Below are 14570 nucleotides of genomic sequence, written 5' to 3'. Positions count from 1 at the left end.
TCGACCGATGAGACAGGCCCGGGGCGCTACTACTCCGAAAACGTCACGCTAACGCCGCGCTGCCGGAAATAAGCCTGCATCAACTTGCGGCCCGCGCGGTTGTTCTGCACCAACCTGGTCGGATCGAACACCGCCTGCTTCTTCCCCTCCCGTGCCAGCGCTGCCTTGAGTGTCGCGATATGGGCGTCGATGTCGGCATTGTCCGCTCGCAACGAGGCGTAGATATTCTCGGTCGCCTCGGCGACGGTCGGTTCGTTCACAGGTGTCTTCCTTTGGTTGATCGGGCGGCGGCTTAGCACAGATTCGCGGCTCCGCCGATACCGCCGAGGCTGCCCGCGCACAGCGCCGCTGATCGGTACCACACGGCGGTGATCGGCGGCATCGGCGCCGTCGCGGGCTGTGAACCTATCTGTTCCCGGCGCCACGGCCAGGTGGCACCCGAACAGCCGCCATTGATCGGACGGCGGTCATGTGCGGCAGGACGCTATCTTGTTTCTGCGGGACCTTGGGTTTTACCACTAGAAGCGATAACGCACTCCAACAGTATTCGCGTTGGAACCCTCTCCCATGTTTCCAAACGTACCACCGGCACCGGACCTGTGGTGGAGCTGATAGACAAGCTCAAAATCGGGGGCCTGCCTCAGCCTGAAAGAAAGTTCCGCGCCGATAAAACCAAGGAACGATGCATCGCCGTCGTAATAGATTTCGCGGGCGCGCTCGATCCCAGTGACGCCTGTGACGGCGCTCAGTCCGGCCGTCACTGCCGGCGCAATCGCCAGATCGCCGATGACAAGGCCTTGGTGGCGAAGCCGCACCCCGGCCCAAAGTTCTCCGGATGTATCGTCGTCCTCGCCAAACCTTATGGCGGCCCCAGCCACACCGCCAAGAACAAAACCGGCGCCAACATCGGCGAAGTCACGGCCGTAAGCAGCTCCAATCATGTAATTGTTGGTATAGTCGGCCCCGAAGACGCTGATGGTTTTCCCGAAGGACCCTGTCGCGAAGACTCCACCAAAAACATAGATGTCGTTCTTCGTCGGTTGACCGGCAGTGAAAGGATCTTCGGTGGCAAAATAGATGAAGGGAGAATTGCTATTGGCGAGGGCGGAAGTACCTGAACAGGTCAGGATAAGCGCAGCCAAAGCTGCTCGCATGCCGCGCATGGACAAGCTCCGAATCAATCCTCAGTCGACCATCACTCTTCCGGTATTTCACGGGGAGAAACAAGCTCTCTGCTCCCAGGAAGCCGTGCAATCGTTTTTGCCCTACCCCTCAGCCGGCCTGCCAAAAATCAGTCCCAAAAACTCGCCCAGCCAGCGCTTGAGGTGCATGTCCCAGATCAGCCGGCCGCCGAGGTGGTCGCGGCCGGGCTGCGCGCCGGGCAATTCGAAGCGATGCGCACCGCGCACCACCCAGCGCTGCATCATCACCCGGGTCAGCTCGCCATGGAACTGGATGCCCCAGGCATTGTCGCCGTAGCGGAACGCCTGGTTGGGATAGGTCTCGGCCGTCGCCAGCAGCGTCGCTTCCTTCGGCAGCGAAAAGCCCTCGCGGTGGAACTGGTAGACCATCTCCGGCCAATGCAGCAGCTTCTTGCCGGCATCGGTTGCCTTGAGCGGATACCAGCCGATCTCGACCAGGCCCTCGCCATGGCCCTCGACCTTGCCGCCGAGATGGTTGGCGAGCATCTGGGCGCCGAGGCAGATGCCGAGAACAGGGCGGTTCTCCTTGAGCGGGATTTCCAGCCAGTCGGTCTCGCGGCGGACGAAATCGTCCTCGTCATTGGCGCTCATCGGGCCGCCGAAGATAACCGCGCCGGCATGGTCGTCCAGCGTGCAGGGCAGCTCTTCGCCAAGCGGCGGCCGGCGGATGTCGAGATCGAAACCTTCTTCCAGAAGCATATGGCCGACGCGGCCGGGGCTAGAAGTCTCCTGATGCAGCACGATCAGGATTTTAGGTCTCGGCCTCGGTCTGGGTGGCATGGCAGGCGATGGGTCCCGTTATTCGTCGCTCGACGTTCCGCGCGCGCCGGGCGCCTCGGCCGCGGCCTTGCGGCGGGCCTCGATACGGTCCCGGCGCTCGACGCCGATCAGTTCGGCGACCCGCCAGACGGTGTTGTCCTCAAGCTCGTCCAACTCGCCGTCGGCATAGACGATTTCCCACATCAGGCCAATGAAGGCCTTGCGCGCATCGGCGTCGAGTTCGCGCTTGAGCACGCTGGTGAAGGCATAGAGGTCGATCGCCTCATTGTCGGCGCGCTCGCCGGCCGCGGCCAGCGCGTCGAGCGCCTCGCCGCTCACCGAATAGGTCTCGGCCAGGATCTGCTTGAACCGCTCCCATTCGACATCCTGGCGCACGCCGTCGGCGTTCATCACATGGTAGAGCAGCGCGGAAGCCGCGACGCGCGGATCGTCGGCGCTCGGCTTGGTCTCGCCGCCAGCCGGCAGATCCCTTAGGAAGGACAATACGCGCTCGAACATCGATGTTTTTTCCCTGCCCGCCAAATCCGGCTCCCGAACACAGTTTTAGAACAAACGAAACCGGCGCGGCGATTTATCCGCTTCCTCGTCCGGGGCGACGCCCGGATCGTCGGGCAGGCGCGGCAGCTCCGCACCCTGACCGACGGTTTCCGCTTCGCCGGCTGCTTCGGCAGCCGGCATGTCCTTTTCGCCGCCATTCGAGCCAGCCGGCGCCGGCTTCTCGGCCGGGACATCGGATATGTCGATGGCCTTTTCCTCGACCGCGGGCGCGGCTGCGATCGCCGGCACCGCCGCGACGTCGGAGTCACTCTCGATCAGATGGCCAAGCCGCTCCATCGGCGCGCGCCAGGTGAAGGCGTCCAGCTTGCCGGTGACCGGCGATACCGGCGCCCAGCGCTCGGAGATCACGCCATCCGCCACCCAGGCCGGATCGCGCGGCGCGCGTACCGCCTTCGACAGCAACTGCCGCACCTTGCCCTGGTCGCCGGTCTCCGCTTCCTCGACATCGGCGAGCAGAAGGTAGGCGCCCTCGCGGCGATCCATGCGGATCGCGGCCTCGGCCTCGTGCCGGGCGGTGGCGAAGTCCTGCGCGTCGAGCGCGGCGCGCGCCACGGCCATGGACGACTCGGCGTGGTTCTTCTTCAATTCCTGCAGCTTCTTCGCCCGGCTGAGGCGATCGAGCACGGCGTCGCCCGGCCTTGCATGGGTGTAGAGCTGGGCGATGTCGGGATGCGGCTCGGCCTTCCACGCGGCCTCCAGGATCTTCGAGCCCTTGCGCACGTCGTTTTGCCGGAAAACCATATCGGCGGCGACAACCGCCGCCGGCGCGAAATCGGGCGCCAGCTTGTTGGCTTCGAGCGCCGCGGTGCGAGCCGCGTTCAGGTCGCTGTCGACCAGCGCCTGCGCCTTGGCTGTGAGCAATACGGCGCGGCGGCGGTTGGCCGCGTCGCGCTCGATCTGCCTCGTCGATTTCTGCGCCTCGACCAGCTTCAGCGCGCCGTCCCAGTCGCCGCGTTCGGTCAGTTCCTCGAGCGTCGATTCCGCCGCCCAGGCAAGCTGCGGCGCAACCGCCGCCGCGCGGCCGGCATAGTGGCGCGCGGCATTGCGGTCGCCGAGGCGCTCGGCCTCGAGATAGAGCCCGCGCAAGCCGAGCAGCCGCATCTCGGGATCGTCGAGCATCCGCTCGAATTTCTCGCGCGCGCCTTCATGGTCGCCTTCGAGCAGCGAGGCCTGCGCGTCGAGCAGGTTGATCAGCGGCTCCTGGTCGGAGTTGATCAGCTTCGCTGCTTCCTTGGTCTTCTTGCGCGCCAGCGCGCCATCGCCGGCGCCTGCGGCGATCATGCCGGTCGACAGCGCCTGATAGCCGCGGTCGCGGCGGCGTACCCGGAAATAGCGCGAGATCGTATAGGGGCTGTTCCACAGCGACTTGATCAGCCACCAGACGATCATCACCGCGGCGACCACGGCGACGATCGCCACCGCCGCCACCATCAGCGTGACCTGGTACTGGTAGCCGTTGAAGGTGACGAGCATCTCGCCCGGGCGATCGGCCAGCCAGGCAAAGCCCAGCCCCAGCGCGAAGACGACGGCGAGGAAGACGAGGATGCGGATCATAGAGCGGTCCTCATGCCTTCATCGCGCCGGCAATCAGCGCTTCGAGCTGCTTTTCGACCTCCAGCCGCGCCTTCAGTTTGCCGGCAAAATCAGCGCCGGCCGCCTTCGCGGCGTCGGACAGCGTGTCATATTCGCTGAGCGCCTTGGCGTAGTCGCCCTGGTTAACCGCCACTTCCAAGCGGGCCACGGTTTCCGACGCGCCTTTGCCCTCGATGGCGCCGACCGGCCGCACCTTGACCAGCGATTCCGCGCTCGACACCAGGCTCTGGAAGAAGCCGGCATTCTGGTCGACAGGCGTCGCCGCCTCGACCATCGCATTGGCGGCGGCATCGATCTCGGAAGCGATGGTGGCGCGGGTCGGCACCCCCTTCTCGGCGTAAGACCGCAGCACCGCAAGCTCGGGCGCATCCGGCGCGATCGCGGCGAACGTGTCGAGCTCGGTGGCGAAAGGCGCGCCGCGATCGAGCGCGGCCTTCAGCGCCGAAGCGGCGATCGCCAGCGCGATCTTGGGTTGCGAGGCCTGCGCCTCGACCTTGGAGGAGAGCTGCGACACGGATTGCTCCAGCGCCGCGACCCGGCCGTCCTCGGCCTTGGCCGCGTCGGCGGTCGACTTCACCAGCGCGTCGAGCCCGGCGAGCTTGTCGTTGAGCGGACCGAGATCGACGGGCGCCGCGCTTCCATTCTTCTGCAGCTCGGCGACGTTTGTCTCGATCTGGCCGACCTTGTCGCTGAGCGCCTTGATCTCGGTGCCGTCGCCGCCTTGCCCGGCAAACGACTTAAGCGCGGCGACATCGGTCTTGACCTGCGCGAGCGCCGACGAAAGACCATCGACCTTGGTGCCGGTGTCGCCGCTTTCCTTCAATCCCGCGATCTCGCTCTTCAGGGCGGCGATCTCGACATTGACGCCGTCGAGCGATCCGCCGCTCGACCCCGGCGCGCCAAGCAGGCCGACCGCCTGCAGCAGGCCGGCGCCGGCAAGCGCGATCACACCGCCAACGAGGCCGGCGGCGACGGCGTTGACGCCGGTTTTGCGCGGTGGCTGCGGCACGCGATCCTCGCTCCTCGTCTCGCTTGACTTCGATGTCGCGGCGCTCGCGCTGGCCGCGGATGCGTCCTCGAAATTATATTCGAAGCCCTTGTGCTGGCTTTTCGGGGCATCGGATCCGCCGGGATACGGCGCCTCCGGCTCGTCCTTGCCAGCCTCGGATTTGTCCGCCGCTGCCTGTGCGGCGTCGCTATGCTCCCACGGCTCGATGTCGGCCTGCTCGGCATGGATCGGCTCTTCGGGAGCTTCCGGCTGCGAAGCGGCGGCGGCTTCCTCCGCCTTTGCCTCGTCGGTCTGCTCGGCCTTGGCCCCGGCCTTGGCGGCATCCTCGTCCTTGATTCGCGAGACGGCGCCGGGCTCGAGTTCGATGGTCACCGGCTCGCGCCGGGTCTTCGAATGTCGCATCTTCGGCGTCTTGACCATGCTTGGGCTCCGCGAACTGGCTTGAGGATGGTTCAAAGGGTCCAGGGGATGCTCTAGCACATCACCAAGCGGTGAAAAGGGGCGGTGTGATGACGCGGCTCAGCCGGGCAGCGACAAAAGCGCCAGCAACGCATCTTCCTCGGGCCGCAGCGCGATGCGGATCGTTTGACCGGCAACCCCGTCCAGCGGCATGGCGACGCGGGCCGAAAGCGCCAGGAATTCGGTCTTTTCAAAGAGATGCCGCAGGGCTGGCCGCGCTATCAGGCCGACCAGCGCGGCGCTGGCCCTGGCCGAATAAAGCAGCACGGCCTCGACCGGCCGGCCCGACAGCCGGGCGAGCACATCGGCATCGCCATAGTCGACATTTATCGTGTCGTAAGTCTCGATCGCCTGGACATGCACGCCCGCCGCCGCCAGCCGCTGCTCGAACAGCGGGAAGCGAACGCGGCCGCACAAATAGACGATCGCTTTGCCGGCAAGGCTGCCGGCGATGGCGTCAGCCAGCGCTTCGGCATCGCCGGGACCTTCCCTGACCGAGAGAAACCCTGCCGCGCGGCAGGCCTCGGCCGTCCTTTTCCCAACCGCATGGCAGGGCAGGCCCGCAAGCGCTGCGGCCAATTCCTTCGATGCGTGCCGCACCGCATTGGCGCTGGTGACGGCGACCGCGGCGCTACCGGCGTCGATGGCCGCTTCGACCGGCAATGCGCTCGTCTCGGTCAGCGGCAGCAGGACAGGCTGAAATCCCTGGATTTCGAGGCGTCGTGCCGTGCGCGATGCGCCAGGCTCCGGCCTCGTCACCAGAACCCGGACCATGTTAGGCCCAGCCGTCGAAGAATTTCGCGCCGGCCCTGGCGCGGACCGTCCGCGCGGCATTCGTGCCGATTTCCGCTGCGTCAGCGGCCGCGCCCTCCAGCCGGACCTCATGCGATTCCGTGCCGTCAGGCGATATGATCAGCCCGGCAAAGGACAGTTTTTCGCCCGATACCGTCGCATGGCCGGCGATCGGCGTGCGGCACGAGCCGTCGAGCGCGGCGAGGAAGGCGCGCTCGCAGGCCAGGGCCTGGCCCGTCGGCACGTGATGGATCGCGGCAAGCATGTTCTCGACATGACGGTCGCCGATGCGCGATTCGACGCCAATCGCGCCTTGCCCCGGCGCCGGCGGGAAAGCGTCCAGCGGCATCAGGTCGGTGACGACATTTTCGAGCCCCAGCCGCCTCAGCCCGGCATAGGCAAGGATGGTGCCCTCGGCGATGCCTTCGTCCAGCTTGCGCAGCCTGGTCTGCACATTGCCCCGGAACATCACCACCCGGAAATCCGGCCGCATGCGGCGGATCAGCGCCTGGCGGCGCAGCGATGACGATCCGATCGTCGCGCCATGCGGCAGGTCGGCGAGCCGCTTCACCCTCTTGCCGATGAAGGCGTCGCGCGCGTCCTCGCGCGGCAGGAAGGTGGCAAGCTCCAATCCGCCTGGCAGCACCGTCGGCATGTCCTTCGACGAATGTACGGCGATGTCGATGCGGCCGTCGATCAGCGCTTCCTCGATTTCCTTGGTGAACAGGCCCTTGCCACCGGCTTCCGACAGCGGCCGGTCCTGGATGCGGTCGCCGCTGGTCGAGATGGGCACCACTTCAAACGCCTGCTCAGGCAAGCCATGCGCCTGCATCAGCCGCGCACGCGTCTCATGCGCCTGGGCGAGTGCCAGCGGGCTGCCGCGTGTTCCGATTTTCAAAGTTTGCATGGCGCGCGGTCCGTGATAACCCCCGGATAGTTTCGAGGTCTTGTCGGCCTTTTCCTAATGGGGAATAGCCGGCGATACAATCTTCGAGGACAGCGACCAATTGATCCGCGTTCTGGGCATTGAGACGAGCTGCGACGAGACGGCGGCCAGCGTGGTGGCGCTGGACGGCGGCCGTGCGCCCGAAATCCTGTCGAACGTGGTGCTGAGCCAGATCGAGGAACATGCCGCCTTTGGCGGCGTCGTGCCCGAGATTGCCGCGCGGGCCCATGTCGAGGCGCTGGACGGCATCGTCGAGGCCGCGCTGGCGGACTCGGCCGTGTCGCTCGATGAGATCGACGCCATCGCCGCGACGGCGGGGCCGGGCCTGGTCGGCGGGCTGATCGTTGGACTGATGACGGCCAAGGCAATCGCCGCCGCCGCCAACAAGCCGCTGATCGCCATCAATCACCTCGAAGGCCACGCGCTGACAGCGCGGCTGACCGACGGTCTCGACTTCCCCTACCTTCTCCTGCTCGTCTCCGGCGGCCACACCCAGATCGTCGCGGTGCGCGGCGTCGGCGACTACCAGCGCTGGGCGACCACCATCGACGATGCGCTCGGCGAAGCCTTCGACAAGACCGCCAAGATGCTTGGCCTGCCCTATCCCGGCGGCCCGAATGTCGAGGAGGCCGCTGCCGGCGGCGACGCCAGCCGCTTTGCCTTCCCGCGCCCGATGAAGGGTTCGGCGCAGCCGGATTTTTCCTTCTCCGGGCTGAAGACGGCGGTGCGCCAGGCGGCAACCGCAATTGCGCCGCTGAGCGACCAGGACGTCGCCGACATCTGCGCTTCCTTTCAAGCGGCGGTGGCCGACGCGCTGGGCGATCGCGTGGCGCGAGCGCTTGCCCGCTTCCGCCTGGAATTCCCCGACCAGGCAAAGCCTGCGCTGGTCGTCGCCGGCGGCGTTGCCGCCAACCGCACGATCAAGGCAACGCTTGAAGCGCTTTGTTCCGATGCCAGCTTCGCCTTTGTCGCGCCGCCGCTAAAACTTTGCACCGACAACGCGGCGATGATCGCCTGGGCCGGCATCGAGCGCCTGCGTGCCGGCATCGCAAACGAAAACGCCGCCGACTTCGTGCCGCGTTCACGCTGGCCGCTCGACAGTGTTTCCACGCCCATGGTCGGCTCGGGCCGGCGCGGTGCCAAGGCATGAGCGAGGCGGTCACGAGCGGTGGACAGGTCAAAACGCCAAGCGGCTGGCGCGTCGCAGTGCTGGGCGGCGGTGCCTGGGGCACGGCGCTGGCGCTCGCCATGCTCCGCGCCGGCCATTTTGTCCGCCTCTATGCGCGCGATCCGGAGACCGTCGCCGCGATCGACCGCGGCGAAAACCCGCGCTACCTGCCGGGCATCGCGCTGCAGGCCGGCATTGTGGCAACGAGCGATGTAGAGGCCGCGCTCGACGGCGCCGATTGCGTGCTGGCGGTGACGCCGGCGCAGTCGTTGCGGGCCATGCTGGCTTCCGCCTCCAGCCACGTGCCGAAGGGCGTGCCGCTGGTGCTTTGCGCCAAGGGCATCGAGCGCGACACCGGCGCTTTGCTGTCGGCGATCGTCGCGGAATGCCTGCCGGGCAATCCTGTGGCCGCGCTGTCCGGCCCGAGCTTCGCCAGCGATGTCGCGCGCGGCCTGCCGACCGCCGTGGTGGTTGCCGCTCGCGAGGCCGAATTGGCGGCCGAGCTTGCCGCCCGCTTCTCGGCGCAAAACCTGCGCTGCTATTCCAGCGACGACCTGATCGGCGTCGAGATCGGCGGCGCGCTGAAGAACGTCTTCGCCATCGCCGCCGGCGCCGTCACCGGCGCCGGGCTCGGCGCCAGCGCCCAGGCCGCCATGGTGACGCGCGGCTTCGTCGAGCTGCGTCGCATCGGCGCCGCTTTCGGCGCCAGGCCGGAGACGCTGATGGGGCTTTCCGGCCTCGGCGACCTCTTGCTCACCTGTTCCTCGGCGCAGTCACGCAACTTCGCCTATGGCCTGGCGCTCGGCCAGGGCAAGCGGCTTGCCGGCCTGCCGCTCGCCGAAGGCGTGCCGACGGCGGGCATCGCGGCCCGCATCGCCGACGAGCGCGGCATCGAGGCGCCGATCATTTCGGCCGTCGCCGCCATCCTCGACGGCAAGGTGACCATCGGCCAGGCGGTGACAGCGCTGATGACAAGGCCTCTCAAAACCGAAACCGACATCTGAACCACCGGAGTTTGAAAGATGCTGTTTGCGTTGATTTGCAAGGACAAGCCGGGCAGCCTGCAGCTGCGGATCGACACGCGGCCCGCGCATGCGGCGTTCCTGGAAGGCCTGATCGGCGAAGGCAGGCTTGCCTTTGCAGGTCCCTTCCTCGGCGCCGACGGCAAGCCGGACGGCAGCCTGGTGATGATCGAGGCGCCGGACATGGCCGGTGCGCAAGCCCTGGCTGCCGCCGATCCCTATGCCAAGGCCGGACTGTTCGAAAGCGTCGAAATCCGCGCATGGAACTGGGTCTTCCAGAAGCCCGCCGGCGCATGATTCAGTGCTCTCGCCGTAGGAACGGGGAGAGGGTAAGGGTAGAGTCGATTGGGACGCCGTGCGTGGCGATCCGATAATGGCGATGGGACAACTGAGATGAACTATTGGCTGTTCAAGTCCGAACCCTCGGTCTTTTCCTTCGAGGCGCTGAAGGCCAAAGGCAAGGCCGGCACGCAGTGGGACGGCGTGCGCAACTACGCGGCGCGCAATAACATGAAGGCGATGCAGATCGGCGATCTCGGCTTCTTCTATCATTCCAACGAGGGGCTCGACATTGTCGGTATCGCCGAGGTCTGCGCGCTGGCGCATCCCGACACCACCACCGACGATCCGCGCTGGGAATGCGTCGACATCCGCGCGTTCAAGGACGTGCCGAAGCCGGTGACGCTGGAACAGGTCAAGGCCAATCCCAAGCTCGCCGAGATGGCGCTGGTCCGGCTCGGCCGGCTTTCCGTGCAGCCGGTGACGCCGGCCGAATGGAAAGAGGTTTGCCGCATGGCCGAGCTCAGCCCGGCGCCGTGACCAGGCTTACGCCGAAGAGCGCTAAGACATTCATCCTCGACAACACGGCGCTGATGGCGCCGCCGCATGTGCCGGAAGTGCTGCTGCATCTTGCCGACGAGGCGCATGATCTATGGCTGCGCACCGAGGAGGAACTGGCCGAGATCGGCCTGCCGCCGCCTTTCTGGGCCTTTGCCTGGGCCGGCGGCCAGGGCCTCGCCCGCTATGTCCTCGACCATCCCGGAACGGTGCGCGGCAAGCGGGTGCTCGACTTCGCCTCCGGCTCCGGTCTCGTCGCCATCGCGGCGGCGAAAGCCGGCGCGGCGGCGGTGATCGCCGCCGACATCGACCCGTTTTGCGGGACGGTCATTGCGCTGAACCTCAAAGCCAACACCGTTGACGCGCAATTCCTCGGCACGGATTGTATCGGCTCCGACGATGACTGGGATGTCGTGCTTGCCGGCGACGTCTTCTACGACAAGGCCTTCGCCGACAGGCTGCTGCCGTGGTTCGCGGGCTTGCGGGCGCGCGGCGCCGAAATCTTCGTCGGCGATCCCGGCCGCGCCTACCTGCCCAAGACCGGACTGCGATCGCTTGCCGTCTACCAGGTTCCGGTGACGCGCGTGCTGGAGGATGCCGAAATCAAGCGCACGACTGTCTGGCGCCTTGCTTGACGGGATGGCCGAACAAGCGTTCCATCGCATTTCGATTTGGAGGGGAAAAGCATGGATTTTTCGGTCGTGAACTGGCTGGCGGTGATCGTCGCCGCCGTCGTCGCGTGGTTGTTCGGCGCCGCCTGGTACATGGGCTTGAGCAAGCCCTGGCTGAAGGCGGCCAAGCTCGACCCGGCCACCATGAAGCGCTCGGCCGCTCCGTTCATCGTCAGCTTCATCGCCGAGCTGATCATGGCGCTGGTCCTGACGCTGGTGGTGGGCGCGATAACCGGCGGCGAGCCGAACCCGATCGCGGGCTTGCTGTTCGGCTTCGTGCTCTGGCTGGGCTTCATCGCCACCACGCTTGCCGTCAACCATCGCTACGAAGGCTTCGGCTGGGCCCTGACGCTGATCGATGCCGGCCATTGGCTGGGCGTGATGCTGATCATCGGCGCCGTGATCGGCTGGTTCGGCGCGCCGGCGGCACCGGCAGGCTGAAGCGCTAGAGCAATTCCAGGAAAAGTGTGAGCGGTTTTCCGTCTGAAATTGCGTCAAAACAAAGAGATAGAGCGGTTCGCCGTTTCCGTGAAACGGTGAAACGCTCTAGACAGCGCTACCTCGCGTCCACGTCTTTCGCCACCTCGTCGAGAAGCCATTCACGGAAGGCGATGACGCGCTCGTCGTCCTTCACAGCTTCGGGATACACCAGGAAATAGGCGAATTCCGGTGCGACCTTGATGCCAAGCTCGAACGGCCGGATGAGCCTGCCCTCGGATAGATCGTTGGCGACCATGGCGAAATCGGCGAGGGCAACGGCAATGCCGTCGAGCGCCGCCTGGACGACATCCGTCGAAGTATCGAACACGATGGTCCGGCTGTCGTCGAAATCGTCGACGCCGGCCGCCGCCATCCACATGCGCCAGTTCGGCCATGTGATGCCCAGGCGGGACCATTCGATATGGGCGAGCGTGTGATGGAAGAGGTCGCGCGGCTCCTTCAGCGGCGGTCCGGCCCGCAGCAAAGCAGGGCTGCAAACGGGAATGATGACGTTCTCGAACAGCCGATCCGCGCATAGTCCCGGATATTTGCCGGCGCCGAAACGGATGCCGACATCGACATCTTCGCGATCGAACTCGCGCAGCTTTGAGGTGATGTCGAAGCGAAGTTCGATACCCGGCCGCTGCTTACGAAAATCGTCGACGCGCCGCATAAGCCATTTGGTAGCGAACTGCGCGTCGAGCGTGACTTTCAGAAGCGACGTGCCGCGCGTCATCTTGCGCGCGCGGGTAACGGCACGGTTGAGCAGGTCGAGCGCATCGACCGAGGCCTCCAACAGCACGTTGCCTGCCTCGGTCAGCCGGATGGTGCGGCTGGTTCGCGTGAACAGCACCAGGCCGAGCTGATCCTCGATTTCCTTGATCTGGTGGCTGACCGCCGCCGGCGTCAGGCCGAGCTCGTCGGCGGCGCGGGTGAAGTTGAGGTGCCTGGCAGCCGCTTCGAACGTCCGCAGCGCGCGCGTCCCGGGCAGCAGCTTGGGCATATGATCTCCAAATAAAACTTGATAATCAGAAAAAAACTACTCGTTTCCCGTTTGTTTTTCAATCCTTCATGATGGCTTCATCGAAACACCATCAAACCGGATTTGATATCCGGGGAACACGGATAGAGCCATGTCTGAGATCGTTCTGAAGTCCTGCACCACCCCGGAATCCCCTTCCGGCCTCACCCTTTGGCTGCGTTCAGCACGCGATTGGCTGCGCCAAGCCCGGGTCGCCGCCCGGCTTCGCCACGAGTCGGTCGAAGACCTCTCCGACAGCCAGTTGCGTGACATCGGCGCCGCGCGCCGGGACATCTCAAAGGCGATGGACCGGGAGCTTCGGGAGACAGGGCTGCTCGGCACGGGTTGGCAGGAGCCGGGAAAGAGGCAGTAGGGATTAGGCAGTAGGCAATAGGGGAGGAGACACCTACTGCCTACTGCCTACCTGACCACCTTCACCACCGTCCTGTCGGACAACAACGGAAGCAGCCTTGCCATGGTACGCGCCGTCACCGCCACGCAGCCCTGGGTCGGCGTGAAGCTAGGCCGTGCCAGATGGAAGAAGATCGCGCTGCCGCGCCCGCGCCGGCGCGGCGCGATGTTCCAGTCGAGCACCAGGCAGACATCGTAGAGCCGGTCGTCGCGCCGCATCCGCTCATGGCTCGCGCCGTAGGGGATTTTCACCGGCCGATTGTAATTGCGGTCGTCCGGCACCTCGCACCAGCCGAGATGCGGACCGATCGGCGCCATCGGCACCCTTGTCCTGCGCCCACCGGCAAATTGATCGTTGCGGAAATAACCCGACAGGATGCGCATCGACGCCAGCGGCGTCGCGCCATCTCCCTCATGCTTGTTGGCGGAGATACCACCGCGCCCCAGCGCGCAGGGAAACACCGTTTTGCCGGCCTGCAGGAACCCCTGCGCGGGGTTGCCGGGTCGTGCGCGCACGACCAAAACACCCAAGGCTTTCGGCAAAAATGCGCCCGCCTCATTGCGCGCGCGTTTTTTCTTGTATGATTGTGTCACGGAACAAATCACTGTGATCGGCTGTTGCGCCGGTGAGCTTCCGCATAAATGGGGGGAGGTCAACTAAATATTCTTTTTAAAACAACGGATTGATCCATGACATCACGCACCATTCTGATCGTCGACGACGACGACGACCTGCGCGCTACCCTGGTTGAGCAGCTGGCGCTTTACGAAGAATTCGACGTCCAGCAGGAATCGACCGCCGCAAAAGGCGTCGCCGCGGCGCGCGGTGGCGTTGTCGATCTGCTGATCATGGACGTGGGCCTGCCCGACATGGACGGCCGCGAGGCAGTGAAGATCCTGCGCAAGGGCGGCTACAAGGCGCCGATCATCATGCTGACCGGCCACGACACCGATTCCGACACGATCCTGGGCCTCGAGGCCGGCGCCAACGACTATGTGACCAAGCCCTTCCGCTTCGCCGTGCTGCTGGCGCGCATCCGCGCCCAGCTTCGCCAGCATGAGCAGAGCGAGGACGCGACCTTCTCGGTCGGTCACTATACGTTCAAGCCCAGCCAGAAGCTGCTGATCGATCCGCGCGGCGCCAAGGTGCGGCTGACCGAAAAAGAGGCCTCGATCATCAAGTATCTCTACCGCGCCGACCAGAAAGTGGTGACGCGAGACGTGCTTCTGGAGGAGGTGTGGGGCTACAATTCCGGCGTCACCACGCACACGCTGGAGACCCATGTCTACCGGTTGCGCCAGAAGATCGAGCGCGATCCTTCCAATGCCGAAATTCTTGTGACAGAAAGCGGCGGCTACAAGCTGGTTCCTTAAACATTTCATGATCTAGAGAATTCCAGGAAAAGTGCGAAACGGTTGGGCTCGGCGGCTTCGCCGTAGCCTTCCGTCCGGAATTGAGCCAAAAGAGATAGAGCGGTCGGGCGGGACCGTTTCGGGTACGATCCTGGTGCTGGAGGGCGATGGATCGGGCTCGATGAATGCCTCGCACGGTGTGCAGGCTGCTAGTGTTGGAGCGTTTCTTGCGCGTCCTTTAAGAACGCGCCGCTCCAAAGGAGGGACT

The 14570-nt window shown here is 65.4% G+C and carries 18 protein-coding genes; 8 read left to right on the top strand and 10 right to left on the bottom strand.

Annotated elements, in window-relative coordinates:
- Positions 1-29: 29 nt before the first annotated feature.
- The 8 genes from AC0L2L_RS10565 to hemC form a co-directional block, all read right to left on the bottom strand.
- Positions 30-260: a hypothetical protein gene (locus AC0L2L_RS10565; protein WP_473578124.1), complete on the bottom strand. Its 231-nt coding sequence runs from the start codon at positions 258-260 to the stop codon at positions 30-32.
- Between the two features lie 258 nt (positions 261-518).
- Positions 519-1163 carry a hypothetical protein gene (locus AC0L2L_RS10560; RefSeq protein ID WP_473578122.1) on the bottom strand — a complete coding sequence of 215 codons (645 nt, stop codon included), beginning with the start codon at positions 1161-1163 and terminating at the stop codon, positions 519-521.
- A gap of 102 nt (positions 1164-1265) precedes the next feature.
- The gene (locus tag AC0L2L_RS10555) at positions 1266-1982 is read right to left on the bottom strand and encodes a glutamine amidotransferase (RefSeq protein WP_473578121.1); all 717 of its coding nucleotides are present in this window, start codon (positions 1980-1982) and stop codon (positions 1266-1268) included.
- Positions 1983-2000: 18 nt separating this feature from the next.
- Positions 2001-2480 carry a tellurite resistance TerB family protein gene (locus tag AC0L2L_RS10550; protein WP_473578119.1) on the bottom strand — a complete coding sequence of 160 codons (480 nt, stop codon included), beginning with the start codon at positions 2478-2480 and terminating at the stop codon, positions 2001-2003.
- 45 nt (positions 2481-2525) lie between these two features.
- Entirely contained in the window at positions 2526-4094 is a 1569-nt protein-coding gene (locus AC0L2L_RS10545) for a heme biosynthesis HemY N-terminal domain-containing protein (RefSeq protein ID WP_473578117.1), read from the bottom strand.
- 10 nt (positions 4095-4104) lie between these two features.
- Entirely contained in the window at positions 4105-5562 is a 1458-nt protein-coding gene (locus AC0L2L_RS10540) for a COG4223 family protein (protein ID WP_473578115.1), read from the bottom strand.
- 99 nt (positions 5563-5661) lie between these two features.
- Positions 5662-6375, bottom strand: a complete 714-nt coding sequence (locus AC0L2L_RS10535) for a uroporphyrinogen-III synthase (RefSeq protein ID WP_473578113.1) — start codon at positions 6373-6375, stop codon at positions 5662-5664.
- Position 6376: 1 nt separating this feature from the next.
- Positions 6377-7300, bottom strand: a complete 924-nt coding sequence (gene hemC, locus AC0L2L_RS10530; RefSeq protein ID WP_473578111.1) for a hydroxymethylbilane synthase — start codon at positions 7298-7300, stop codon at positions 6377-6379.
- A 103-nt stretch (positions 7301-7403) separates the two neighbouring features.
- On the opposite strand from hemC, the gene tsaD reads away from it, so the two are divergent.
- The 6 genes from tsaD (at position 7404) to AC0L2L_RS10500 (ending at position 11478) form a co-directional block, all read left to right on the top strand.
- Positions 7404-8489, top strand: a complete 1086-nt coding sequence (gene tsaD, locus AC0L2L_RS10525) for a tRNA (adenosine(37)-N6)-threonylcarbamoyltransferase complex transferase subunit TsaD (RefSeq protein ID WP_473578461.1) — start codon at positions 7404-7406, stop codon at positions 8487-8489.
- A complete protein-coding gene (locus AC0L2L_RS10520; RefSeq protein ID WP_473578109.1) occupies positions 8486-9511 on the top strand; it encodes an NAD(P)H-dependent glycerol-3-phosphate dehydrogenase in 1026 nt (341 codons plus the stop codon). Before tsaD ends, AC0L2L_RS10520 begins: the two co-directional genes overlap by 4 nt.
- A gap of 18 nt (positions 9512-9529) precedes the next feature.
- Positions 9530-9826 carry a YciI-like protein gene (locus AC0L2L_RS10515; RefSeq protein ID WP_473578107.1) on the top strand — a complete coding sequence of 99 codons (297 nt, stop codon included), beginning with the start codon at positions 9530-9532 and terminating at the stop codon, positions 9824-9826.
- A gap of 96 nt (positions 9827-9922) precedes the next feature.
- Positions 9923-10348 carry an EVE domain-containing protein gene (locus AC0L2L_RS10510; protein WP_473578106.1) on the top strand — a complete coding sequence of 142 codons (426 nt, stop codon included), beginning with the start codon at positions 9923-9925 and terminating at the stop codon, positions 10346-10348.
- Positions 10303-11001: a class I SAM-dependent methyltransferase gene (locus AC0L2L_RS10505; protein ID WP_473578104.1), complete on the top strand. Its 699-nt coding sequence runs from the start codon at positions 10303-10305 to the stop codon at positions 10999-11001. Before AC0L2L_RS10510 ends, AC0L2L_RS10505 begins: the two co-directional genes overlap by 46 nt.
- A gap of 51 nt (positions 11002-11052) precedes the next feature.
- Complete coding sequence (locus AC0L2L_RS10500) at positions 11053-11478, top strand: DUF1761 domain-containing protein (RefSeq protein ID WP_473578102.1); 426 nt, start codon at positions 11053-11055, stop codon at positions 11476-11478.
- A 115-nt stretch (positions 11479-11593) separates the two neighbouring features.
- Here AC0L2L_RS10500 and gcvA read toward each other — a convergent pair whose 3' ends face one another.
- On the bottom strand, positions 11594-12520 hold the full coding sequence (gene gcvA / locus AC0L2L_RS10495) for a transcriptional regulator GcvA (RefSeq protein WP_473578100.1): 927 nt from the start codon (positions 12518-12520) through the stop codon (positions 11594-11596).
- Between the two features lie 130 nt (positions 12521-12650).
- Here gcvA and AC0L2L_RS10490 point away from each other — a divergent pair, with 130 nt between their 5' ends.
- Positions 12651-12911, top strand: coding sequence for a DUF1127 domain-containing protein (locus AC0L2L_RS10490; RefSeq protein WP_473578098.1), 261 nt, complete (start codon positions 12651-12653; stop codon positions 12909-12911).
- Between the two features lie 47 nt (positions 12912-12958).
- Here the strand turns inward: AC0L2L_RS10490 and AC0L2L_RS10485 are convergent, their stop codons facing one another.
- Positions 12959-13465 carry a L,D-transpeptidase family protein gene (locus AC0L2L_RS10485; RefSeq protein ID WP_473578096.1) on the bottom strand — a complete coding sequence of 169 codons (507 nt, stop codon included), beginning with the start codon at positions 13463-13465 and terminating at the stop codon, positions 12959-12961.
- Between the two features lie 174 nt (positions 13466-13639).
- Here AC0L2L_RS10485 and AC0L2L_RS10480 point away from each other — a divergent pair, with 174 nt between their 5' ends.
- The gene (locus AC0L2L_RS10480; RefSeq protein ID WP_027169089.1) at positions 13640-14323 is read left to right on the top strand and encodes a response regulator transcription factor; all 684 of its coding nucleotides are present in this window, start codon (positions 13640-13642) and stop codon (positions 14321-14323) included.
- Positions 14324-14570 lie beyond the last annotated feature (247 nt).

The organism is Mesorhizobium sp. WSM4832, from assembly GCF_055811115.1.
This window is presented reverse-complemented; position numbering and strand designations above follow the sequence as displayed.